This window comes from Clostridium sartagoforme, assembly GCF_004794105.1.
Lineage (GTDB): Bacteria > Bacillota > Clostridia > Clostridiales > Clostridiaceae > Clostridium > Clostridium sartagoforme_B.
This window is the reverse complement of the sequence record NZ_SRYR01000011.1, coordinates 59,524-85,264: the sequence shown is the minus strand read 5'-3', so window position 1 is coordinate 85,264 and position 25,741 is coordinate 59,524. Positions and strand designations below refer to the sequence as shown.

The window sequence follows — 25,741 nt, the reverse complement described above, 5'->3', positions numbered from 1 at the left end:
TTCAATTAATGTAATTTACACTTTAAAATTATTTTTCACTCAAAATAATATAGGCTCTTAAAATGTAGATTGTTTATTGAAACATATATATAATGTTAATATTTTCTTTCAATAAGGATAAACTAAAATCATTAATTAAGATTAAGGAGAATTTAATATGAGCAAGAAAAATGTTATTACATATTTAGTTATTTTTAATTTATTTGTGATATTAATAATATTATTAAGTAAAATTCTTATAATTAAAAACTTTTTTAAGGTAATTTTTGCAGTAGTGATTATACCTGTAATATTTGGAGTATTTCTATTTTATATACTTAAACCACTAAACAATATATTTCTAAAAAAGAAAATGAAAAGGGGGACTGCAGCATCCTTAACAATAATAATATTTTTCTTTATAGGAGCAGGAGTTGTAAAATATTTTACTGATTATTTTATAGAACAATTTATGAGTGTTAAATCTATTTTCATAGATATAATTGAGTCTAGAGGTGGAATTGAAAATATACAGAATATAGTTAAAGAGAGCATCTTTAATATAAATTATTATGATAAGTTCTTAGGAGATATTCAAAATTATCTATCTATGTTTACCACTAGCATTAGAAAGGTTTTTGATAAAGGCATCCAATTGTTTTCTGATATTTTCCTAGTATTTTTGATAGTTTTCTATTTACTTAAGGATGAGGAGAAAATAAAGGAGTCATTAGAAAAATTATTTCCTGGGAAATATAGTGATAAGGCATATAAAGTCATAGAAGAAGGTGATGAAGTTCTATCATCTTATATAATTGGGCAAGCAAAAGTTGCTTTATCATTATCAATTATGATGTTCATTGGATATAAAATAATAGGTATGGTTAATCCAATGATTTTAGCTTCAGTAACATTTGTATTAGCTTTTATACCCTTTATTGGATTTTTCATATCATTAGTACTACCTTACATAATAGCTATAGCTTTAGGCTGGAATATGATATTAAAATTATCTATATTAGTTTTAATTGCACAAGTGTTAAAGGGAAGAATAATTGTTCCTTTAATAATGGGAAAAACAATGAAAATACATCCTATTACTGATATTTTTCTAGTTGTTGGAGCAGCTACTTTAATTGGGCCTATTGGAGCTTTTGTTGTAGTACCATTTTATTCATTGGCAAAGGTTGTTTATAAACATTTTAGTAAGGAACTTGATGAAAAGATAAAAGAATTTAGAGAATAGAAAAATTTAAGTGCATTAATGTAGAAAAAATATTTGAAAATACTTATAATTAAACAAAGAAACAAATTCGGGGGATTAGTAGAAATGAATAATAGGGAACGAGTAAAAGAAGCTAAAAGGATAGTAGTAAAGGTAGGAACCTCCACTTTAACTTATGATAATGGAAGAATTAATTTGACTAGAATAGAAAAGCTAACCAGGATTTTATCAGATGTAATGAACTCAGGAAAAGAAGTTATATTAGTTACATCAGGAGCTATTGGGGTTGGGGTATCTAAGTTAAAGCTTAAAGAAAAGCCTAAGACAGTAAGAGAAAAGCAAGCTGTTGCAGCAGTTGGACAGTGTGAGCTTATGCATATATATAGTAAATTTTTTGGAGAGTATAGCCATACAGTAGGACAAGTTTTATTAACTAGAGACGTTGTAGAAGACGATCATATAAGAAAAAATGTATGTAATACTTTTGAAACATTAATTGAAAATAACATAATACCTATTGTAAATGAAAATGATACTGTTTCTATTGATGAGATAGAGAATATAGTTAAATTTGGTGACAATGATAATTTATCAGCGATAGTTTCTAAACTTGTAAAAGCTGATCTTTTAATAATTTTATCTGATATAGATGGATTCTATAATTCTGATCCAAGAAAAAATCCAGATTCAATGCTTATAAGAGAAATTGAGGAAATAACAGATGAGCTAGAAGAATGTTGTGGTGGGGCAGGAAGCAATTTAGGTACTGGTGGTATGATTACTAAATTAACAGCAGCAAGAACCGCAACTGAATCTGGAGTTGACATGGTATTAGCGAATGGAGAAGATCCAAGGATAGTTTTAGGAATATTAGAAGGCGAAGAAATAGGAACTTTATTTGTTTCTAATAAATAAGGAGGGGCTAATTATGATTAAGGATTTAAACACTTTAGGTATAAACGCAAAGGAAGCATCTTATGACCTAGGTATAGCATCTACTACAGAAAAAAATAATGCTTTAGAACTTATGGCACAGGCTTTATTAAATAATAAAGAAGAAATAATTAATGAGAATAAAAAAGATCTAGAAGTAGCAGTTCAAAAAGGAACTTCTAAAGCTATGCTAGATAGACTTGCTTTAAATGAAGAAAGAATAGAAGGCATGGCAAAAGGTCTTAGAGATCTAATATCTTTAGATGATCCAGTAGGGGAAGTTATTGAAATGTGGAAAAGACCTAATGGTCTTCAAATAGGAAAACAAAGAGTTGCAATGGGGGTTGTTGGGATAATATATGAAGCTAGACCAAATGTAACTTGTGATGCAGCTGGGCTTTGCTTAAAGACAGGAAATGCAGTTATATTAAGAGGTGGAAGTGAAGCTATCAATTCCAATAAGGCAATAGTTAATATACTAACTGAAGCTGTTAAAGAAGCTGGACTTCCAGAAAACTCAATTCAATTAGTTGAAGATACTAGTAGAGAAACAGCAACTAAAATGATGAAGCTTAATGAATATATAGATGTTCTAATCCCAAGAGGGGGAGCAGGATTAATACAAGCAGTAGTTAAGAATGCAACAGTTCCAATTATAGAAACAGGTGTAGGTAACTGCCATATATATGTAGATGAAAATTGCGATTTTGAGATGGCTAAAAATATAATTGTAAATGCAAAGGTATCTAGACCATCAGTATGTAATGCAGCAGAAAAAATGCTTATTAATGAAAATATTGCAGATGAATTTTTACCGCTTATAGTAAATGCTTTAAGAGAAAATGATGTTGAAATTATAGGGGATGATAAGGTTCAAGCAATAATTAATGATGTAACAGCTGCAACTGAAGAGGATTGGAGCAAGGAGTATTTAGACTATATTATAGGAGCTAAGATAGTAAAAAATCTTGATGATGCTATAACTCATATTAATAAGTACGGATCAGGACATTCAGAAGCAATAGTAACTGAAAGCTATAAGAACTCTCAAAAATTCTTAAATAAAGTTAATGCAGCAGCAGTATATGTAAATGCATCTACTAGATTTACAGATGGTGCAGAGTTTGGATTTGGCGCAGAGATAGGAATAAGTACTCAAAAGTTACATGCTAGAGGGCCAATGGGATTAAAAGAGCTTACAACTATTAAATATATAATCTATGGAAATGGACAGATAAGATAAGAGTGTGCTACGCACAATGTATAATTAAGAATGAATAATGAAAAATTGATGAAAAAACTCCTAAAGGAGTTTTAAAAATAAAATATAAAATTAAAGGAGCTATTTTCAAGATAGCTCCTTTAATTTTAATATTTAATTTTTATGCTCTATTCTTTAACTTGGATGATGATAATCCTAAAAGTATTAATGAAATTATTAATAGTAAGCCTATAGTAGCTACTTCACTACTTAAATTTGAACCATAAAGTATATTACTATTTGATGAATTTATCCAAGTAGTTGGAACTATTTTAGATATATTCTTTAATATATCAGGCATAATATCTCTTGGCCAGAAGCATCCTCCAAGCATTGCAAAAGGTAGTATTATAATAGTACTTATTGTTCCAGAAATTCTTAGATCCTTTGAATGAGTAGTTATAAATACTCCAAGGGAAATTGTAAACACTCCAAAGATTAAGAACATTGTATATAAGCTTAAAGGGGAATCTCCTAAATTAAACTTAAATACATAATTAAATGCAAGGAAGTACAATGTAATTTGAATAAATGTAATTACTAAAAATGCAAGTAAGCTTTGGAATATATAATTAAATCTACTTAAAGGTGTAGTAAATAGTCTAGTAAATACATTCTTTTCTCTATCTTTTAATAAAATATTAGTTGCAGCAGTTGCGGAGAACAGTAAATTAAGCACTATAAAGCCCATTGCAGAATCAGTTTTAGATTTATTACCTTCTCCTTTATCCACACTTGTATATGATAATTTATAAGAACCATCCTCATAATATTTTAGGGCACTATAAAACTTATCTTTATCTCCATTAGAATTTTTAGCAAAGGTCTTTAATACATCTAAGTAACTATTTAATGATGTACTAAGAGCAGTAGAAGTGTTACCTTCTTTAGCTTCAAAAGTTCTTATAGTAGGATTTTCTCCGTTAATAAGAGATTCAGTATATCCTTCTGGAATAATAAGAGCAAAATCTATATTATTATTTATTAAATCTTCTTGTATCTTATCTTCTCCATCAGTGTTGATTTCGGCCTTATCTTCAATAGTTGAAATTATTTTTTCAGTAACCTCTGTCTTGTCATTATCTATAACAGTAACTTTTAAAGGAGCTGTACCATTAGATCCTGAAAAAGCAATTAACATAAAGATTAGAGGAAGTACAACTAAGAATAGAAGATTCATTTTTCCTCTAAATAGTCTTTTTAATGTTGCTTTAAATATTGTCATGCTATTTCTCTCCTTCCTATTATATTTGCACCTACGAATAGTAGAGCAGAAATAATCCAAAGTCCAATAATAGAAAGAATTATATCGTTATTAGCTCCTCCATAGATACTCTTAAACATAGCATCAGAAGCCAAGTAGTTTGGTGTAAGTCTTGATATAGTGCCAAGTACTCCATTAAAGTTTACTTTTACAAAGCCTCCACTTAAGAAAGTAAATATAGGAACTATTACATTCAACAGTGCAAGTCCAATAAGCCCTTTCTTAGTAGCCATTACAGCAAATATACCAAGCATTGTTGATAAGACTGATAATGAAAAAGCAGTCAGTAGTATTATAGGTAAGCTACTACCAAAGTTAACACCAAAGGCTAAGTTTGAAACTAGCAATAATATAAGTACCTGTACCATTATAGTAATAATTACTCCAATAGCTTCACCAATAAATATTTCTCCAAGCCTTAAAGGTGTAGATCTAAATCTATATCCAATTGTGCCATAGTATGATTTATCTATAGCAAAGTTAGCATAAATTGATCCGTACATTATTATCATAACAAGCATAGTTATTGAATAATAATCAGTTGCAGAAGGCTTTTTACCTGAAACAGTTATTGATTCTTCTTGTAAGTTAGTATTTTTATCAATAGTATAGTTGTTCGATTGTATTTTAGATAATGCTTCCATAGCATTTGCAGAAGAAGCATAAGAATCAACAATTCCCTTTACTATTGAAACTCCTAATTGATTATATTCAGAGCCTATTAATTCTAGTTTATTGGCTGATGATTCGTCGTATATTACTAAGGCATCATATTTTCTGTTTTCAATTAACTTTTTACCTTCATTAATATCAGAGGTTTTCTCAACATTTATAATATCTTTAAGTCCATCTAAATTAATGAAGTTATCGAAGGCACTAGCACCTTGACTTGAAGAGTTATTTACATAAAGTAAGTTAACTTTATCTACTGTTCTTGCAGTAAAATCTTCATTGTTTTTAAGTGCATTACCTAGGATTAATATTAAAAATATTGGAATTAATATCATTGTAATAAGGCTTTGAACATCTCTTAGAGATTGGAGTAGTCTGTATTTTACTATAGTTAATATCTTCATAAAGTACCCCTCCTAATCCCTAAGTTTTCTTCCAGTTAATTTAAGGAATACTTCTTCTAATGAAGCTTCTGTTCCATCTTCATGCTTAACTAAAGACTTTAATTCCTCATTACTTCCTCTAGCAATTATATTTCCGTGATCAATTATACAAATATCAGAACAAATAGCATCTACTTCTTCCATATAATGAGATGTATAGATAATAGTTGATCCCTGAGCATTAAGTTTTTGGATAGTTTCTAAAATGTTATTTCTTGATTGAGGGTCTATGCCAACAGTTGGTTCGTCAAAAATTATTAATTTAGGTTTATGAACTATAGCACAGGCTATATTTAATCTTCTCTTCATACCACCAGAAAATTTAGGCGGAAAATCTTTTTTTCTATCTAGTAAGCCTACGAACTCTAATGTTTCATTTACAGCTTCTTTTAGTTTCTTTCCTCTTAATCCATATAACTCTCCAAAGAATTTAACATTTTCTTCAGCAGTTAAATCGTCTATTAAAGCTAGGTCTTGAGGAACTACTCCTAAGTTTTTCTTTATAAATATAGGATCTTCTTTAATATTCTTATCAAATATTTTTATATCTCCTGAATATTTAGAGTAAAGGCCACTTAATATGCTTATAGTAGTAGTTTTACCAGCGCCATTAGGTCCAAGAAAGCCGAATATTTCTCCTTCTTTAATATTTAGTTCTTTTATATCCACAGCTTTAAAATCTTTATAACTTTTTTCTAAGTTTTTGATTGATATAATCATAATTTCACTCCTTTGATAAACTTAGTTCATTTAAATTTTAATTTTACGAACGATGTTCATTTAACTTTATATTTATCATAATACTATGTATAAATTGGTACAATATTTAAAAAGCCTTAAAATTGCTGAAATAGAATTATTTAATTAATATATCTTCTATATAGTCTTTTTTTCTTAAAGAATAGATACATTCCTAATAATAACTTACATCAATGTAGAAAAATGGATACAGTAATAAAAAATTAATTGTTTTGTATAATGATTGTAATAATATAACAAGGTAAGATAATGGAAAATATCACGTAATAACATTATAATTGTAATATATGAAAATTTGTGATAACAAAGGAGACGAATGATGGAAGAAAAATATGAATTTAGAAGTAAATATTTTGAGGAACTTAACATAAATGAGTTTTATGAAATTGTAAAAGCTAGATATGAGGTTTTTGCTTGTGAACAAGAAATAACTTGTGAAAATGATTTTGATGATAGGGATAGAGAATGTATCCATTTATTTATAGTAGATAAAGATACTAAAAATGAAAATATAGCTGGATATTGTAGGTTGTTACCAGCTGGTCTTGCTTATGATGAAGCTTCTATAGGGAGGGTTTTAATTCAAAAGGAATATAGAAATAAGGGTCTAGCTAAAGAAATGATGATAAGGGCTATAGAAGATATAAAAAAGGAATTTAATACAGATAAAATAACCTTATCAGCTCAAAGTTATATTAAAAACTTATATAAATCTGTAGGATTTATGGAGGTTTCAGATGAGTATGATGAAGCGGGAATACCTCACATAAAAATGAAATACGGAATATAATATTTTAGGAGAGTTTTTATGAGAAAAAATAAATCTAAGAAATGGGGAAAGAGAACTATGGGTATATTTATATCTTTACTTATAGTAAGTTTAATTATTGTTATCTTAGCCATTTCAAATGTTAATAGTTATAAGAAGTATATTTATAATATTGAAGATATACCTAAGGGCGAAGATGCAATAATAGTATTAGGAGCAGGAGTTAAGAATAACGGAACACCATCTGATATACTAGCAGATAGACTTGAAACTTCAATAGAGGTATATAATGAGGGTGCGGCAGGTGCTTTAATATTAAGTGGTGATCATGGTAGAGAAGAATATAATGAAGTTGGTGCTATGAAGGATTATGTGCTTAAGAATAATATAGATGAGAGTATTGTATTCATGGATCATGCTGGGTTTAGCACCTATGATACTATGTATAGAGCAAAAGAAATTTTCAAGGTGAAGAGTGCAGTAATAGTAACTAATGAATATCATCTGCCTAGGGCTTTATATATAGCAAGAAAGTTAGGGATAGAGGCCTATGGTGTAAAATCAGATAAAAGAGGATATCAATTAATGGATAGCTATAAGAAAAGAGAAGTTCTAGCTAAGTTAAAGGACTTTGCTTATGTAAATATTCTAAAGCCAGAACCAAAATTCTTAGGCGAGTCAATTCCTGTAAGCACTTCTGATGGAAGGCTAACAGAAGATGATAAAAATTAGACTTTTTGATAAAGCTTTCAAAATATAAATTATTGGACAATACTATGCTCCAAGTGTATTAGTTTATATTATTGAAGGCTTTTTTGCGTAAAATTTTAGAAAATAAAAAAGGCTTATTAAAAACACAGATATTCCCCTTGTGAATAAAATGTTAATATTCGTATTTGTTAAAAAGTGTATAAAAAAGGCTGAGTAATAAGCGTGTAAACAATTATATAGATGGATAAAATTAATAATTATATGAAAAAATTGAAAATAATATTGCTTTAACACGAATGAAATGATAGTATATTAATATAATATTCGATTTAGTTAAGAGGAGTAATTTTTATGGAAAAGTTTTTTAAACTAAAGGAAAATGGAACAGATGTTAAAACTGAATTAATGGCAGGTTTAACTACATTTCTAACAATGGCATATATTTTATTCGTAAATCCATCTATTTTAGCAGCAGCTGGAATGGATAAGAATTCAGTATTTGTAGCTACAATTATTGCAGCTGTAATAGGAACTTTAGTTATGGGATTAGTAGCTAATGTACCTTTTGCTCAAGCACCAGGTATGGGATTAAATGCATTTTTTACATTTACAGTAGTATTAGGTCTTGGTTTTACTTGGCAACAAGCTTTAGCCATGGTATTTATTTGCGGAATTATTAATATAATTATTACAACTACTAAAATAAGAAAAATGATAATACAAGCTATTCCTCATTCACTTCAATATGCAATTTCAGGTGGTATAGGACTATTTATTGCATTTATAGGGATTAAGCAAGCTCACTTTATAACTTTTACAGGCGAAGCTGCTAATCAAGTTGCTTCATCAGGTGATTCAACAATATTTAATAGTGTAAATTTAGCAATGACTGATTTTAAAGATCCAGTAGCACTATTAGCTTTAATAGGCCTTGTAATAACAATCATATTAATGCTTCTTAAATTTAAAGGGGCAATTTTATTAGGTATTCTTTCAACTACAGTTATAGGGATTTTTATGGGAGTAACACAAGTACCAGACTTTTCACAAATTAGTTTTGGTATTCCAAGTATGGCACCAACATTTATGAAATTAGATTTTGTAGGATTATTTAGTGATCCATCTAAAATATTCTTAGTATTTACTACAATATTTGCATTTTCTTTATCAGATACTTTTGACACTATTGGTACTTTCCTTGGAACAGGTAGAAAAGCAGGTATTTTTGATGATAAAGATGAAAAGTTATTTGAAGAAGGAAATAGCTTCTCTTCAAAATTAGAAAGGGCTTTATTTGCAGATGCTACTGCAACTTCAATAGGAGCGCTTTTTGGTACAAGTAATACTACTACTTATGTTGAAAGTGCAGCAGGGATTGGACAAGGTGGAAGAACTGGTTTAACTTCAGTGACAGTTGCAGTATTATTCTTACTTTCATTATTTATTTCACCAATTATGGGTATGGTACCAGCTGCGGCAACAGCTCCAGCTTTAATAGTTGTTGGTATTTTAATGATGGAATCATTCAAGAACATTGATTGGGGTACATTCGAAGTAGCTATGCCAGCATTCTTTATAGTAACATTCATGCCTTTCACAGGAAGTATTTCAAATGGTGTAGCAGCAGGATTTGTTACTTATTGTATAGCTAAAGTAGTTAAAAAAGAAGGTAAGGAAGTGCATCCAATAATGTATATAGTTAGTGGATTATTCTTATTAAACTTTATAATCAGCGCACTTTAAGGATAATAGATAGTATATAAAGTGATTCTTAGCTTCAGGTGGAGTTTTCTTAACAGGAATACCATATTCCATCTGAAGGTTAGAAGAACTAATCCAGGCGCGTAGCAGTGCTTAGCTCCCACTTTTAGAAGGGGGAGTGTTAGCAATGATAGCGATCGGATAAATATTTGGGGATAAATAATAATTGAATTTAACTGGTGAAATATCATATTGATTAGAATGGTATTTCACCAGTTTTTATTTATAATGGAATAATAATATTTATATTTTAAATACAATATGATATATTAAAAATTAAAGTTTATTATTATAAAAATTTGGAGGATCTTTATGGGGAAGCCGTATGGTAGGAGCGTTGCATTAATTACAGGAGCGACTACTGGTATAGGATATGAGCTAGCTAAGCTATATGCTAAAGATAAGATTAATTTAATATTAGTTGCAAGGGATGATGAAAAGCTAAGGGAAGTAAAGGAGGAGTTAAGCTTATATGATATTATGGTTTATACTATTTCTTTAGATTTGGCTGAGGATAACTCTTGTGAAAAATTATTAGATTTTGTGAATAAAAATAATTTGTCTGTGGATATTTTAATTAATAATGCAGGAATAGGTTCCTTTGGATATTTAAGTGAAATAGAGATGGAAAAGGAGCTTAAATTAATAGATGTTAATATTAGAGCTTTAACGGAAATAACAAAAATATTCTTACCTATTATGATAGATCATGGTGAAGGAGCTATAATGAATGTAGCTTCAACTGCAGCTTTTTGTGCTGGACCAAAGATGGCTACATATTATGCATCTAAAGCTTACGTGCTTAATTTTACTGAAGCTTTATATGAAGAGTTAAGAGATACTGAAATTAAAGTTAGTTGCCTATGTCCAGGGCCAGTAAAAACTAGTTTTCAAGAAAAGTCAGGGATACGAAAAAATGAAGCAGCTAAAAAGGCCTTAATGACAGCTAAAGAAGTTGCAAAAGTAGCTTATAAAGACTTTAATAAGGGAAAACTAATAATAGTCCCAGGGTTTAAAAATAAAGTAATAATATTATTAAATAAATTTATACCTAGGAGTTTATCTAGAAAGATTATTTTAATGATGAACAAAGGATAGGGGAAATTATATGAATGAAGAAATAGAAGAAGTTTTAGATATATATGAGACCTTAATAGAAAATGGAGTTACTTTTTATTATGGAAGTGAAATAATTCCAATAGGTGAAGTGACAAGCTTTGATATATTTAGTGATGAAATGCTAGAAATAGAACTAGATGGTTTTAATACTTATGAAGTTAGCATAGATGATTTTATAGAGTATCATTCTAAAGAAGGAGCTAATTATCATACGTGGCCTGATATAAGAAAGTTTGACAAAAAGCTCGGAGAGCTTTTTGGAATGTATAATTGATAAATGATAATGCATAATTTAGGATATAATTCACCAAGGTGAATTATTAAATAAAATAGAGAAAAATAAAGGGATTCAGCCATAGGCTGAATCCCTTCCCTAATTATCAATTATGCATTATTAATTCTTAATTTCTAAATATTACTTCTTCCTTAGAGAACATAAATTTAGCAAACATTATTGAAGCAACTATATAAACTAAGTGCCATCCAATTACTAGTGCTATGTGCTTAACATCAAATATTCCAACTGTGAATTCCTTCATTAAGCAAATTGCATTAGTTATAGGAATATTAAAGAAAGCTGGATTTATTCCTTTTGCATCCATCATATATGGTAGGAAGGATAAAATCATAGTAGGCATTGTTATTGCAGCTAAGTATGAATTTGCTTCTTTAGTTGATCTAGCATAAATACTTACTGAAATTTGTAATGCTGATAAAGTAACTAAAACCAGGCATCCAACTACTAACATACCTAATATTGTTGCAGGCTCTAAGTTGAAGTTAATACTTTCTTCACCGAAGCTCATAAATTTCTGCATTGAAAATACCATAGCAGCTAAGTTGGCGATTAAGGCTAAAAATGATACTGTACAAAGGGCTGTGATTTTACCCCAAAGTAATGAGGATCTCTTAGCTGAAGTTGAAAGAAGAGGTTCAAAAGTAAATCTTTCCTTTTCACCAGCTCCAAGATCAGCAGCCATGCCAACGGTAGAAGAAACCATAAGTATTACTATTAAAGTTGGTATCATAGTAAGAAGCATTGATGCAACACCATTTATATTATCATTGTCTGTATTTATTCCTGACTTAACATTTATATCAAAAGGCTTAAGGATAGATGGATCTATTCCATTAGCAGTTAACCTTTCTTCAATAATAGTGTTCTTATAATTGTCATAAATATCGCTTACGAGGCTACTAGCTAGCATAGATTTGTTTGACTCTTCATCAATTAAAAGGTCAATAGTATCATTTTTACCAGCAGCTATATTTTCATCAAAGTTTTCTGGAATATTAATTATAAGTTGAATATCTCCATTCTTTAAGGCTTCTGTAGGTGATTCTACATCAGGTGTTTTAATATTTTCTAAAGCAGTAATAGTTTTAGCCATTAGGGAATCGGTATCCCCATCTATATATATGTTTATTTCCTTTTGTACGTCAGTTTGAGCTTGTTCCATTGAAGAAGACATAAACTTAAACATAAGAGGATAAATAAGTATTGGAAGTATTAATGTAAATACTAGAGTTTTTCTATCTCTTACAATATCTAATAATTCCTTTTTTAAGATAGTTATAAAATTACTCATTTGAATTACCTCCTATTAACTTTAAGAATGTTTCTTCTAAGTCATCATCTCCATACTTTTCTTTTAAATGACTTAAGGTACAATCTTCCATAAGTTTTCCTTTGTGAATTATTACAGCTCTATCACAAAGTTTTTCTACTTCTTTCATGGAGTGACTAGAAAATAGTATAATTTTATTTTCTTCTTTACATTTTAATATAAAGTCTTGTATAGTTCTTGCAGCACTAACATCAAGTCCTGTTGTCGGTTCGTCAAATAGCATAACTGATGGATTATGAACTATAGATCTAGCTATCGATATCTTTTGTTTCATACCTCTAGAATATTTTCCTACTGGTTTATCAATATAGTCTTCCATTTCAAAGTTTTTTGCTAATTCATCAATTCTTTCATTTGCTTCTTTGTTGTTCATACCATAAAGATTAGCGAAGTATCTAATGTTTTCTCTTCCACTTAATCTATCGTATAAACCAACATCTCCTCCGAAAAGAATACCAATTTCCTTTCTAACTTTTTCTGGATCTGATTTTACATCAATGTCATTTACTTTGATTTCTCCTTCAGATATTTCAAGCATGGTAGAAATCATTCTAAGAGTAGTAGTTTTACCAGCTCCGTTCTCCCCTAGTAGTCCAACAATTTCACCTTTATCTACAGTAAAAGATAGATTATCTACTACTTTTGATTTTTTAAAGCTTTTACAAAGATTTATTAGCTTTAGCATAAAAGCGTCCCCCTTAAATATTTAATAGTATAATAAAACTTTATAAGAGTTATTATATACAATATTATAGCGATAAATAATTATATATGCAATATAATTATAGAATAATTTCCATATATTGAGTTAAATATTTTTAAATTTATAATAGTGAAAAATGAAAATTTATACATATACAGAATAATTATTCATAATAATGTATATTTATTAATTGATATAGTGTATTATAAATAGTAGAGAATAAAGAGTGTTAAGACTACTATCTTAAAGTTAGTATTAGTAATTCAAGGTTAATAATATAAATAAAATTTTATAATTAATTATTGTTTGAATATTTAGATAAAATCTTAAAAGAAAATTAAGGAAGGTTATGCATAAATATGGATACAAAATTCTTGACATATAATTATATAAAATATAGAATATTATCAATAGAATAAGAATTTTATAAATTATATCAAGTTAAAAAGTACACTTTAAATTGGTCCAGAGAGGCCAGAAAGGGAGTATACCAGTATGTTATATTTAAATTCACAAAATAATTGCATAGCTATGTCAGTAAGGACATTTTCTAATACTGATATTAAATATATAAGGATAGTAGGGAGAAAACTATAATTTGTTGTCTCCTTAGTATCCTTTTGTTTTAGATAAGTAGGCTTTTATAAGGTGTATTTTTAGCTAAATAGTTAATTTAAGGAGGGCTAAATATGAAAGCAAAGTTAATATTAGAGAATGGTATGATATTTGAAGGCAAAGCCTTTGGACACCTAAAAGATAGTATAGGTGAGGTAGTATTTACTACAGGTATGACAGGCTATCAAGAGGTTTTAACTGATCCATCATATTATGGACAAATAGTAACAATGACTTACCCATTAATAGGTAATTACGGAATAAATTTAGAAGATATGGAATCTAAGACACCTAAGGTTAGAGGATTTATAGTAAGAGAAAAATGTAATTTCCCAAATAACTTTAGATGTGAAATGGATCTTGAAAGCTATTTAAAGCAAAACAAGATAATAGGTTTAGAAGGAATTGATACTAGAGCATTAACTAAGGTTCTAAGAAATCGTGGAACTATGAAAGGTATGATTAGTTTAGAAGAACTTTCATTAGAAGATGTTAAAGAAAGAATAGAAGGTTTTTCAAACAAAGATGCAGTAAGCATAGTTAGTACTAAGGAAAAGTACACTGTAGAAGGCACTGGAAAACATGTTGCAATAATTGACTTTGGAATTAAAGAAAATATAATAAGAAACTTTAAGGCTAGAGGATGTAAATTAACAGTATTCCCAATGAATACTACAGCAGAAGAAGTTTTAGATGTAAATCCAGACTTAGTATTCTTATCTAATGGCCCTGGAGATCCAGAAGATTTAGGAGAAGTAATAGAAAATATAAAGGAACTAGTAGGAAAGAAACCTATAGTAGGAATATGTTTAGGACATCAATTATTAGCATTAACTTTAGGTGGAACTACTACAAAATTAAAGTTTGGACACAGAGGATGCAACCATCCAGTTAAAGACTTAGAAGAAAACAAAGTTCATATAACATCACAAAATCACGGATATGTAGTTGAAACACTACCGAAAGATGTAGTAGCTACACATGTAAATATAAATGATGGAACTATAGAAGGTATGAAGCATAGTACTCTTCCAATTTTCTCAGTTCAATTCCATCCAGAGGCTGCAGCAGGTCCAAAGGATAGCGAGTATATATTTGATAAGTTTTTAAAGTATGCACTATAGGAGGGGTTAGGATATGCCATTAAATAAGGATATTAAAAAAGTTTTAGTTATAGGATCAGGTCCAATAGTAATAGGACAAGCAGCTGAATTCGATTATTCAGGAACTCAAGCTTGCCAAGCACTTAAGGAAGAAGGAATAGAAGTAGTATTAGTTAATTCAAATCCAGCAACTATCATGACTGATGCAGAAGTTGCAGATAAGATATATATAGAACCATTAACAATAGAGTTTTTAGAAAAAGTAATTGCTAAGGAAAAACCAGATAGTATGATTACAGGAATGGGTGGTCAAACAGGACTTAACTTAGCAGTTGAATTATATGAAGCTGGAATATTAGATAAGTATAATGTAAAAGTTATTGGAACATCTATTCAATCTATTAAAGAAGGTGAAGATAGAGAGCTCTTCAGAAATATGATGAATAGAATAAATGAACCAGTTATTCAAAGTGAAATAATAACTGAAATGGAAGCTGGAATTAAGTATGCAAATGAAATAGGTTATCCAGTAATAGTTAGACCAGCTTACACACTAGGAGGAACTGGTGGTGGAATAGCTGATAATGAAGCAGAGCTTAGAGAAATATTAGCTTCAGGATTACAGTTAAGTACTATAGGACAAGTTTTATTAGAAAAGTCAGTTAAGGGATGGAAAGAAGTAGAGTACGAAGTAATGAGAGACTCTTATGGAAACTGTATAACTGTATGTAATATGGAAAATATAGATCCAGTTGGTATCCATACAGGAGATAGTATAGTTGTAGCTCCATCACAAACTTTATCAGATAAAGAATATCAAATGCTTAGAACTTCAGCAATAAATATAATAAATGCTGTAGGTATTGAAGGTGGATGTAATGTACAATTTGCATTAAATCCAAATTCATTTGAATATGCAGTAATAGAAATTAATCCAAGAGTTTCTAGATCATCAGCTTTAGCATCTAAGGCAACTGGTTATCCAATAGCTAAACTTGCAGCAAAGATAGCTTTAGGATATGGATTAGATGAAATTAAAAATGCAGTAACTCAAAAGACTTACGCTTGCTTTGAACCAACTTTAGATTACGTAGTAGTTAAGATTCCAAAGTGGCCTTTTGATAAGTTCTTTACAGCAGATAGAGCTTTAGGAACTAAGATGATGGCAACAGGAGAAATAATGGCTATAGGAGCAAACCTAGAAGCTGCACTATTAAAGGGTATAAGAAGTTTAGAAATAGGAAAATACTCTTTAGATCATCCAAAATTTAAGGAATTAAGTATTCAAGAATTAAAATCAATAGTAGTTAAACCAGATGATGAAAGATTATTTGCTTTAGCTGAAATGATCAGAAGAGATTACAGAATAGAAAGTATTGCTAAGATAACTGGAATAGATATATTCTTCTTAGAAAAGTTCAAATGGATAATTCATGAAGAAACTAGATTAAAGTTAAGCAAAATAGAAGATTTAGATAAAGAATGGTTATTAAACTTAAAGAAAAAAGGATTCTCAGATAAGGCTATAGCAGATATGCTTAGAGTTAGTCCAGAAGATGTTTATAGACTAAGATCTATATGGAACATTAAGCCTGCATATAAGATGGTTGATACTTGTGGTGGAGAATTCGAAGCTTTATCACCATACTACTACTCAACTTATGAGCAATATGATGAAGTAGAAGTATCTAATAATAAGAAGGTAATAGTTATAGGATCAGGTCCAATTAGAATAGGACAAGGTATTGAATTCGACTATGCTTCAGTTCACTGCGTAAAATCATTAAAGAAAATGGGTATAGAAACTATAATAGTAAATAATAATCCAGAAACAGTAAGTACAGACTTTAATATTTCTGATAAATTATACTTCGAACCATTAACAGAAGAAGATGTACTAAATATAATTGAAAAGGAAAATCCAGATGGAGTTATACTTCAATTTGGTGGTCAAACAGCTATTAAGCTTGCAAATTTCTTAAAGGAAAAGGGGATAAAGACTTTAGGAACTACTGCAGATCAAATAGATATGGCTGAAGATAGAGAAAAGTTTGATGAATTATTAGAAAATCTAGGGATCGATAGACCAAAAGGTAAAGGGGTTTGGAATATAGAAGAAGGTTTAGAAGAGGCTAGAAGATTAGGCTTCCCAGTATTAGTTAGACCTTCATACGTTTTAGGGGGACAAGGTATGGAAATAACTCATGATGAAGATGAGTTAAAGTACTACTTAAAGAATGCTTTTGCGAAGGATAAGAAAAATCCAATATTAGTAGATAAATATTTAATGGGTAGAGAAATAGAAGTAGATGCTATATCTGATGGAGAAGAAATATTAATCCCAGGAGTTATGGAACATCTAGAAAGAGCTGGGGTTCACTCAGGAGACTCAGTTACTATGTATCCTAGCCAAAATATAAGCAAGGAAATCAAAGATAAGGTATTAGATTATACTAAGAAATTAGCAGTTGCTATAGGAATAAAGGGAATGATAAACATTCAATTTATAGAGTTTGAAGGCGAACTTTATATAATAGAAGTTAACCCAAGAGCATCAAGAACTGTTCCTTATATAAGTAAGGTAAGTAAAGTTCCAATAGTAGACTTAGCTACAAAGGTAATGCTTGGACATAAGTTAAAAGATTTAGGCTATGGAGTAGATATATACAAGGAGCCAGATTTAGTATCTGTTAAGGTTCCAGTATTCTCAACTCAAAAGCTTCCAAAGGTTGAAGTATCTTTAGGACCTGAAATGAAGTCTACAGGAGAAGTTTTAGGAGTAGGTAGAAATATTCAAGAAGCTTTATTCAAAGGCTTTGTAGGGGGAAGTATGTATCCTTCAAATAAGAAAGGTAAGATATTAGCAACTATCAAGAAGCATGATAAACAAGAATTCTTGCCAATAGCTAAGATGTTAGCAAGTACTGGTTACAAGTTTGTTGCAACAGAAGGAACAGCTAAGCTTTTAAGAGAAGCTGATATTGAAGTTGAAGTAGTTAGAAAGTTACATGAAGATGCACCAAATATCTTAGATGTAATTAAGAATAAAGAAGTTGACTTAGTAGTTAATACTCCAACTAAAGGAAATGACTCTAAGAGAGATGGATTTATAATAAGAAGAGCAGCCGTAGAGAGAAATATAGGTGTAATAACAGCCTTAGATACACTAAGAGCTATTGCAGAAGTGAAGTCTTTAGGTATAGAAGAAAAAGACCTAGAGGTATATGATATAGCAGCAGAATAGAAAAATTCCTTATATAGGGGATAAGAAAATTACTAATTGATAAATGGGGAGTTCAGGTAAGTATCTGAACTCCTTTTTCATATATTATATTAAAAAAAGTTATATAATTTGTGAGATATTATTGGTAAAAAATATCTAAATATAATTATACAAATAAAATTTACCAAAAGTATTGACTTTGAACGTGTGTTCGATTAATATAATTATAGAACTTATGTTTGGTTGGAGGGGTTATGATGAATAATGATATTTTTGTAAAATTAAATTATGAAACAATTGGAGAATTTAAGAGCTTAATAATAGATAGACAACATAAAGATTATGATAATAATAAATATATGATTTGCACAGGAAAATACGATAAGAATGGATGGACATTTATATTTAAGGCAAACAGTTTAAAAGAAGCTGAAGAGTTTATAAATAAAAACTCTATAAAGAAAAGAAATATAATTAGTAAAAGAAGAAGAATAGAAGACAACATTTCACTTATTAATAGTGATAAAATACATATTCCAGCATGGATATAAAATAAAGGCTCAGTCACCCCTGAGCCTTTATTTTTCTTTAACTACATAATTTTCAAATTCAGCTAATATCAAATCATAATTGCCATATAGTAAAGTAAGATTTTCTTTACTAGCGTTCCTATAAAAATCTAAATATTTTGCTTGGCCATACCTTTCAACTAAAAACCTTGTAAATGCTCCTGATAATGGGTAAGTATAAAAACAACCATCTGTATCTACTTCTTGATGGAATCTTTCAGAGTCAAATAATACATCCTTTATATCGAATTTTTTATTTGATACAAAATACAACTTGGCCCATTCATAATGAGTTTTACGTACAGGCTCTCCATTAATCATATTTACCCAGTATTCTTCTGTAAATTCTGCAAATCCTTCTCGTATAAAGCTAGAATCAGGTCGCCCCATATATAGATAAGATAATATATGAGCAAGCTCATGATTGCCTATACATTTAATTTTTTCATTATAGACAAAATGTAGTTCGTTAGGTTCTCTAGCGAAACCGTTACATGGATCATTATCACCATAGGCAGCTCCTACATCCTCTGGCTTATCATAAACAAACAACTTTAATTTAAAATCAATTTTTCTATTGAAAAAAACCTCGAAAAATTTGTAGGATTTTTCGTGTTCTATAATAATACTTTTTAAATCTGAATCTGATAATTCATCGTAATAGTATATATCAAAGAAATTATTATTAATATGCCTCATGCCTACCCCCATATTAGTCTAATATAATTTAATTAATATCAGTTAAAGATTTAATTATCTAATATATAAGGTAGCTTTATAGTAAATGTAGTTAAATCATCATTACTATTTACAGAAATGCTTCCATTATTATTATCAATTATTTCTTTAACTATATGTAATCCAAACCCATTATCTCCATGTTTATTTTCCTTAGTAGAGAATCCTTTTTCAAAAATCTTATCAATAATCTTATCATCTATTTTGGGGCCGTTATTTTGTATATCAATTACTAAATAATTATAATTATAATAGCTTTTAATCATTAGTAGTCCACTTCCGTTTATGGCTTCTATAGAATTTCTAATAATATTAGAGATTATTCTTTGTAGTTCCAATTCTCCTATAGATATACTTTCTAAATCAGCTTTTTCATCTATTAAAACATCAACATCTTTTAAATCGGTTGAGTTTACTATTTGTGATATAATAGATGATTCTGATGATAAGATCTTAACCTGAGAAGATATGTCATAACCAGCTATTATTCCTTTAAGTAAGTCACCTAATTTTTCATAGTTCTCCATTAAATAAGCTCCATATAAATATGAGATTTGGGATCCATAATCATGTTTTATCTTTTTTAGCTCAGTAATCTTCTTTTCTAATTCCTTATTTAATCTACTAATTTCAATTGATTTTTTTTCTATATTTGCAAAGTATAGAGTTAATAAAACAATAAATGAACCTAATAATAAAAATACTATTTCTTTAAAAAGAGGATTATCTTTATCATTATAAATAAATAAAAAAGATATTATAAAATCAGCTACTAAGGTTGTTGTTATTAAAACAAAGATAGATGAAACTCTTGATTTAATGATAAGATTAACCTTGTATATGAATTTCAAGTTCTTTAGAACTAAAAATGAAATTATAAATTGAGGTATATACATAACTAATATATTTGCTAAAGTTACATCTATTTTTGAATTATTTATTAAGAGGATAAACAACATAAAGCTTATAATAGCATTTATACCGATTATTAAATAAATTATGCTATAACCAATTATAGATCCTAATCTATCTTTTTTATAAGCGAGAAAAGGAAAGAATAATAACTGTTGAACGTGAATTATTATGATTGATAAACTAGAATTCCCCATTATGGTTGTGGTTGTTGCCATTAATAAAGAAATAAAAATTACGAATATGAATATTTGTATTTTGCTTCTTTTATATTTGTTTTGAACACAGTAGTCCGCTGCCAATACAAACATTAGGCTTTGAATAAAAGTATTTATGGTATCTATTAATCCTGAATACATTTAATACCTTCCTTTATCTGTAGTGTTTTAGTATTTTCAATAAATAAATATCCAATACAACCATACTATACAATATATTTCTAGATACTTCCATAAAATAGTTGCGACATTGTAAAAATATATTTAGTTTTTTCAAATAAATTAAATATTAATTAAATATTTTTCTTAAAAAGATAACTTGTCCTGTTAAATTGCATTTTTTCTTCATAAAATTTATGTGCTCTTGTTCTTTGTAAGCCAGAAGATAGAGATATTATTTCACAACCATTTTCTATACCTATATTTTCAACATAAGAAAGAAGTTTTTCTCCATAACCTCTAGACCTTTTATTTTCATCTGTTATTAAATCATCAACCCAAACATGTTTACCTGAATGAAGATTTGTACATATAGTAAAACCTATAATAGCAACAATTTCATTGTTTTCTAGTAATGAAATCATCCTATAGCCATCATTATGAATTAATTTAACAAGTTGAAGATATTTATCCTCATCCAAATCTGTTCTTAGCTGCTTTACTACTTTAAAAGCTGATCTCCATTGATTTTCTTCTAATAATTCTTTTATTTGTATTTTTACTTCTTGCATCTTAATACCTCCCATAAAGAACTACTTATAATATTTTAACATTTATTACTAAAATTTACCATAAAGTATAAAGAAGATTGAAATGTATGCAAATTAAAATATATATGTGGTAGCTTAATGAAAAACAGTATCTTTTTAAGGTGATGTTGTACAACATAAAATTAAGAAGGAATAATAAAAAAACTCCCGTAGGAGTTTTAAAAACAATTAATTTTATATAATTATAGTAGTTTCTAGTCCTTTTAAGACTGAAAAATTTCTATTTATATATCTAATAAATTCTTAGTATAGTTGCTATAAAGTTCTCTAAGTTTTTTCATACTATCTTCTAATTCAAGAAGTAGATTAGATGCTAATGCATAATCTTTATTTGAAATTGCTTCTTTAGTACGAGTAAATAAACTCTTAGTAGTATAAGTATCCTTCATTATATAATGTCTTAGATTATTGATAGTCATCCAGTTAGATATATCTAAGTCTAAAGCATTTACTGAATGAAGTTGCTTAAAGCTTCTTACTTCAGTTGCATGATTTAGAATAATTCTATGAATTATATCAGTTGTCCATCTTTGAGTTATAGCTAATTTAAAGCTGTTTATAATGCTATCACTAAATACATCATTTCTTCTTAAGACTTCTAACTTTTCAGGATATTTATCTAATTGAATTAAGTTTTCGTAAACTGTAGCAGGAGCCTTACCGAAGTACTCATCTCTTTCTTCATCAGTGAAGAATTCAAATACATCTTCTTCAGTTCTATATGCTCTAGATTTTTCTAAGTAATCTGCATCTTCTCCAGGTTTTTTAGATAATTCAGCTAAAAGTTCTTCTTCAGTTTTATTATTTTCAAGGGCATATATTATTCCATCTAACATAGCCATATAAGAAACAGATATAGCTAAATAAATATTAGAGTGTGGATTTGGAGATCTAAGTTCAAATCTAGTAGCCATAGGGTTTATTAAATCTCTAATCAATCCAATAAGTATAGTTCTATTTCTTGATGGATTGTCTGGAGACATACCAAGTGAAGTTACTATACAAATAGGAGCTTCAAAGCCAGGCTTTAATCTCTTAAAGGCTCCATTAGTAGAAGAGATAAATGGATTCATTATTTCATAGTTCTTTAAAATCCCCATTATTGCTCCATAACCTATAGTGCTTAAGAAATCTTTCTTTGTAGCATGGAATAAGTTGATTCTTTTTCCGTTCTTAAGTTTTAAACTCACTCCAAGATGAACGTGCATACCTGATCCTGCCACGCCATCAATAGGTTTAGCTTTAAAGGAAACATCTAACCCGTGTCTTCTAAATGTTTCTTGAGTAAGTATTTTAACGAAAATTTCATTGTCAGCAGCTTGTGCAGCATCTGAATATTTCCAGTCTATTTCAAGCTGTTCCATTATATGATTGAATTGTCCATTACTATCTAGTTGAGACTTAACTCCCCCAACTTCCTTATGACCCATTTCAGGTTCGAAGCCATAAGCTTCCATTAATAAAAGGGTTTCTTCTAAAGCTGTTCTAACTATTCCTTTAGTTCTTGTCCAATATTGTTCTTGCATAACTTCAGATGTAGATAATTCTTCTATATGAGCTTTCTCATTAGGTGTCTTAACCCAGAATTCTAGTTCTGTAGCTGAGGTTGTTACTATTTCATCTATATCATCAAAAGTTATATTGAATGGCTTTAAAGTATTAGGATTATTCTTGAATATATTTAGAAGAGTTGACTTAAAGGTCTTAACAGATGAGTTAAGAATATTTCTTGAACATACAGGTTTATTATTGTGGATTAAAAATGAAGGGATTCTAAGAGTACCAATAGGTTTATTTGTGGAAATATCTATATGATCATAATTATAATCAACAAACCAATTAGCGTTTTTATCTGCTACCATATCTACTTTTGCATCATTTAGTGTAGCGATTCCAGGAAGTACAACGGATGATCCATCTGTTTGAATGGCAACACCATTTAAGAATGAGTCTATATCATCTAAAAATAACTTTGCAGGAATTTTTTCATCGGTATCATTACCTGATAAATCGATACCTACTATAGATACGAATTTTATCTCAGGATGATCATTAAAAATTTTAAATAAGTCTTCTTTATTATGTAGTGATTTGGGAATCGTATAAATTAAATCTTTCATAAAAAAGCTTTCTTGCCGAAAAATAGCAAGAAAAAATTCACTTCCTTTCTGTGTACAATCGAATAATTAAATAAAACTAACAATATAATGTTCGTAATACTGAGTAATTTATAAAGAAATTCTATTATATATTAAGGTATGATGTCAATAATTAAATTAGTATTTTTTTATTCTTTTGGAAAATTTATTTTATAATAATATATAGAATTATTAGCAATTAAATTATACATTTAAGGAACTTTAACAAAATATAACATTGATTTAAAATAGTTAGTATATTTTTAAAGGTGCTGTTTGCGAAGCAGCACCTTTAATCATAGTTTTTTATTTGCAATTGATCTAATTGAATTTGATAATATATCTTCAGGATAGCCTAAGAAAGATAATAATTTTAGAGCATTTCCTGTATTACATATTCCTTCTTTAAGCATATAGTCAAAAACTAATCCTTCTTCTTCATCTATATCTTCACAGAAGTAATATTTCAAATATTTTTCATTACAACTCTCAGCTAATTCTAAATCATGAGTAGCCACTATTGATAGAGCATTTCTATCCATAATATATTTTAATATCTCTTTAGAGGCAGCTATCCTCTCAATAGGATTAGTTCCTTTAAATATTTCATCAATTATACAAAAGGCAGGTACGTCTTCTTCTAAAGAATTAAGTATCCTAAGAACAGACTTACATTCCTCTAAATAATAGCTAGCACCAGATAAAATATTATCTGATAGACTTAAGGAAGACATTACCCTAAAGAAGGATGCTTTATATTTATTAGAATAGCATGTATATATAGTTTGAGATAATAGTATGTTTATTGCTATAGTTCTCATAAATGTAGATTTACCAGACATATTTGACCCAGTTAATATAATACCTTGATTTAGAATAGAAATACTATTAGGTACCCCATCTTCTAGTAAAGGGTGATTAATATTTTCTACAGACAAGGTTTTATCGTTATTATCAATAAAATCAGGTAAACAATAGTATGGAAGCCTATCCCTAAAGGAAGCTACAGAAACATAAGCTTCAAGAGTTCCAACTAAAGAATATAATTCAATAAGATTTTGTCTATTTTCTTTAATAATATTTATAACTGAGTAGTAAGAACGTATTCTAGTTAAAAATAAAGCGTTTATAGTTTCTATAAAGATATCTAATTCACTTTGAGAATATATAAACTTTGTTTTAGAATCTATCTTTGATAATGGAGCTACTTTTTCATTAATCAGTGAAACGTAATTCTTTAATATTGGATTATCAATCTTAGATAGTTCTTTGGCTGCCCTAATAAAGTTACCTAAGTATTGAAGAGAAGATAACTCATATTCTATTTCAGCTGCACTCCTCATTGAAATAAACATATATATAGCGAAAATACCAAGGAAGGTAGGTATTTTATTAGCACCAAAAAGTATAAAATATACTACAGCTATAACTGAAGAAATAGCAAGAAGGTTATATAGTAGAAATTTTCCCTTATTAGGTGTAGCATCTGTATTAATTAAATTGAATACTTCTCCTTTTCGTTGTCTTCCTAAATTAGAAAGTATTTGCTGAATATGACCTCTTAAAGAAGGATCTTCATTTATAAGATTAATTATATCGTTTCTCTTTTCCAGTTCATCCTTAGAGGTTTTAGGAGTTCTTAAAAGGTAATATAACATCTGCTCCCCAGGAGTTGATGAACATATACTTATTTTTTTTAGGATTTCATCTAGGTTTAGGTCATCTGCAGTTTGATCGTCTATATTATGAAAGTTTTTTTCTTTTAAAACATCTGGACCAAATTCATAATAAAATTTATGGATTTTTTCGAAATCAAATTTATTATCATAAGCCTCTGGCCAAGAATGTAGTAGATAGTCTATTTCTTGAAGTCTTTTTGATTTATCAAATAGTTTAGAAGCTATAATAACGATTAGGACAAATAATGCGATACCTATTTGATAAGCTCGTCCGCCTAGTGTAGGACCAATTTTAAAGGTTATATAAATTATTAGTATAGCTAAAATTGCTGAGATTAAAGTAGATACTTTGTAAAAAGATAAATTTTTTTTCATTAGAAACCTCCAAAGTTTATATGAAAATAGTATTTATGTTATAGTAATGAATAGAATGTTATTAAATAATTAATATGTAATATATTTCTATTTATTATAGCATATAAGGAGAAATTAAATCTATATATGTTGCAATAAGCATTCTATCTTTGATTACGTTAGTTTATATTTAAC

The 25,741-nt window shown here is 28.8% G+C and carries 21 protein-coding genes; 11 read left to right on the top strand and 10 right to left on the bottom strand.

Translation table 11 applies throughout. The features are described 5' to 3' along the window. Window positions 1–157: 157 nt before the first annotated feature. The 3 genes from E5347_RS14565 to E5347_RS14555 all read left to right on the top strand — a co-directional run bounded on the left by E5347_RS14565 (window position 158) and on the right by E5347_RS14555 (window position 3,380). Entirely contained in the window at window positions 158–1,225 is a 1,068-nt protein-coding gene (locus tag E5347_RS14565) for an AI-2E family transporter (protein WP_136007962.1), read from the top strand. Between the two features lie 84 nt (window positions 1,226–1,309). Further along, entirely contained in the window at window positions 1,310–2,119 is an 810-nt protein-coding gene (gene proB / locus E5347_RS14560) for a glutamate 5-kinase (RefSeq protein WP_136007961.1), read from the top strand. Window positions 2,120–2,132: 13 nt separating this feature from the next. After that, the gene (locus E5347_RS14555) at window positions 2,133–3,380 is read left to right on the top strand and encodes a glutamate-5-semialdehyde dehydrogenase (protein WP_425350479.1); all 1,248 of its coding nucleotides are present in this window, start codon (window positions 2,133–2,135) and stop codon (window positions 3,378–3,380) included. 139 nt (window positions 3,381–3,519) lie between these two features. Here the strand turns inward: E5347_RS14555 and E5347_RS14550 are convergent, their stop codons facing one another. The 3 genes from E5347_RS14550 to E5347_RS14540 are packed head-to-tail and all read right to left on the bottom strand — an operon-like array spanning window position 3,520 to window position 6,497. Next, on the bottom strand, window positions 3,520–4,623 hold the full coding sequence (locus E5347_RS14550; protein WP_136007960.1) for an ABC transporter permease: 1,104 nt from the start codon (window positions 4,621–4,623) through the stop codon (window positions 3,520–3,522). Further along, window positions 4,620–5,738 (bottom strand): ABC transporter permease, encoded by a 1,119-nt coding sequence (locus E5347_RS14545; RefSeq protein ID WP_136007959.1) that lies wholly within the window; start codon window positions 5,736–5,738, stop codon window positions 4,620–4,622. The genes E5347_RS14550 and E5347_RS14545 overlap by 4 nt, the downstream gene beginning before the upstream one ends. A 12-nt stretch (window positions 5,739–5,750) precedes the next feature. After that, window positions 5,751–6,497 carry an ABC transporter ATP-binding protein gene (locus E5347_RS14540; RefSeq protein ID WP_136007958.1) on the bottom strand — a complete coding sequence of 249 codons (747 nt, stop codon included), beginning with the start codon at window positions 6,495–6,497 and terminating at the stop codon, window positions 5,751–5,753. Window positions 6,498–6,855: 358 nt separating this feature from the next. Between E5347_RS14540 and E5347_RS14535 the strand changes: the two genes are divergently transcribed. The 5 genes from E5347_RS14535 to E5347_RS14515 all read left to right on the top strand — a co-directional run bounded on the left by E5347_RS14535 (window position 6,856) and on the right by E5347_RS14515 (window position 11,170). Next, the gene (locus tag E5347_RS14535; RefSeq protein WP_136007957.1) at window positions 6,856–7,326 is read left to right on the top strand and encodes a GNAT family N-acetyltransferase; all 471 of its coding nucleotides are present in this window, start codon (window positions 6,856–6,858) and stop codon (window positions 7,324–7,326) included. An 18-nt stretch (window positions 7,327–7,344) separates the two neighbouring features. After that, window positions 7,345–8,037: a SanA/YdcF family protein gene (locus E5347_RS14530; protein ID WP_207670494.1), complete on the top strand. Its 693-nt coding sequence runs from the start codon at window positions 7,345–7,347 to the stop codon at window positions 8,035–8,037. Window positions 8,038–8,367: 330 nt separating this feature from the next. Beyond that, window positions 8,368–9,759, top strand: coding sequence for an NCS2 family permease (locus tag E5347_RS14525; protein WP_136007956.1), 1,392 nt, complete (start codon window positions 8,368–8,370; stop codon window positions 9,757–9,759). A 330-nt stretch (window positions 9,760–10,089) separates the two neighbouring features. After that, window positions 10,090–10,875, top strand: coding sequence for an SDR family NAD(P)-dependent oxidoreductase (locus E5347_RS14520; protein ID WP_136007955.1), 786 nt, complete (start codon window positions 10,090–10,092; stop codon window positions 10,873–10,875). Between the two features lie 10 nt (window positions 10,876–10,885). After that, window positions 10,886–11,170, top strand: a complete 285-nt coding sequence (locus E5347_RS14515) for a hypothetical protein (RefSeq protein ID WP_136007954.1) — start codon at window positions 10,886–10,888, stop codon at window positions 11,168–11,170. Between the two features lie 127 nt (window positions 11,171–11,297). Here E5347_RS14515 and E5347_RS14510 read toward each other — a convergent pair whose 3' ends face one another. Then, window positions 11,298–12,485: an ABC transporter permease gene (locus tag E5347_RS14510; RefSeq protein WP_136007953.1), complete on the bottom strand. Its 1,188-nt coding sequence runs from the start codon at window positions 12,483–12,485 to the stop codon at window positions 11,298–11,300. After that, a complete protein-coding gene (locus E5347_RS14505) occupies window positions 12,478–13,209 on the bottom strand; it encodes an ATP-binding cassette domain-containing protein (protein ID WP_136007952.1) in 732 nt (243 codons plus the stop codon). Before E5347_RS14505 ends, E5347_RS14510 begins: the two co-directional genes overlap by 8 nt. A gap of 707 nt (window positions 13,210–13,916) precedes the next feature. On the opposite strand from E5347_RS14505, the gene E5347_RS14500 reads away from it, so the two are divergent. From E5347_RS14500 to E5347_RS14490, 3 genes are all read left to right on the top strand, one after another. Continuing rightward, the gene (locus tag E5347_RS14500; protein ID WP_136007951.1) at window positions 13,917–14,966 is read left to right on the top strand and encodes a carbamoyl phosphate synthase small subunit; all 1,050 of its coding nucleotides are present in this window, start codon (window positions 13,917–13,919) and stop codon (window positions 14,964–14,966) included. A 13-nt stretch (window positions 14,967–14,979) separates the two neighbouring features. Further along, window positions 14,980–18,189 (top strand): carbamoyl-phosphate synthase large subunit, encoded by a 3,210-nt coding sequence (gene carB, locus E5347_RS14495; RefSeq protein WP_136007950.1) that lies wholly within the window; start codon window positions 14,980–14,982, stop codon window positions 18,187–18,189. 233 nt (window positions 18,190–18,422) lie between these two features. Next, window positions 18,423–18,719, top strand: a complete 297-nt coding sequence (locus E5347_RS14490) for a hypothetical protein (protein ID WP_243109792.1) — start codon at window positions 18,423–18,425, stop codon at window positions 18,717–18,719. A gap of 27 nt (window positions 18,720–18,746) precedes the next feature. On the opposite strand, the gene E5347_RS14485 is transcribed toward E5347_RS14490, so the two are convergent. From E5347_RS14485 to E5347_RS14465, 5 genes are all read right to left on the bottom strand, one after another. Continuing rightward, window positions 18,747–19,436: a hypothetical protein gene (locus E5347_RS14485; protein ID WP_136007949.1), complete on the bottom strand. Its 690-nt coding sequence runs from the start codon at window positions 19,434–19,436 to the stop codon at window positions 18,747–18,749. A 50-nt stretch (window positions 19,437–19,486) separates the two neighbouring features. Next, entirely contained in the window at window positions 19,487–20,746 is a 1,260-nt protein-coding gene (locus E5347_RS14480) for an ATP-binding protein (protein ID WP_136007948.1), read from the bottom strand. A gap of 152 nt (window positions 20,747–20,898) precedes the next feature. After that, the gene (locus tag E5347_RS14475; RefSeq protein WP_136007947.1) at window positions 20,899–21,336 is read right to left on the bottom strand and encodes a GNAT family N-acetyltransferase; all 438 of its coding nucleotides are present in this window, start codon (window positions 21,334–21,336) and stop codon (window positions 20,899–20,901) included. 263 nt (window positions 21,337–21,599) lie between these two features. Beyond that, window positions 21,600–23,495, bottom strand: a complete 1,896-nt coding sequence (locus tag E5347_RS14470; protein ID WP_136007946.1) for a glutamine synthetase — start codon at window positions 23,493–23,495, stop codon at window positions 21,600–21,602. 314 nt (window positions 23,496–23,809) lie between these two features. Then, a complete protein-coding gene (locus E5347_RS14465) occupies window positions 23,810–25,567 on the bottom strand; it encodes a MutS-related protein (RefSeq protein WP_136007945.1) in 1,758 nt (585 codons plus the stop codon). Between the last annotated feature and the right edge of the window lie 174 nt (window positions 25,568–25,741).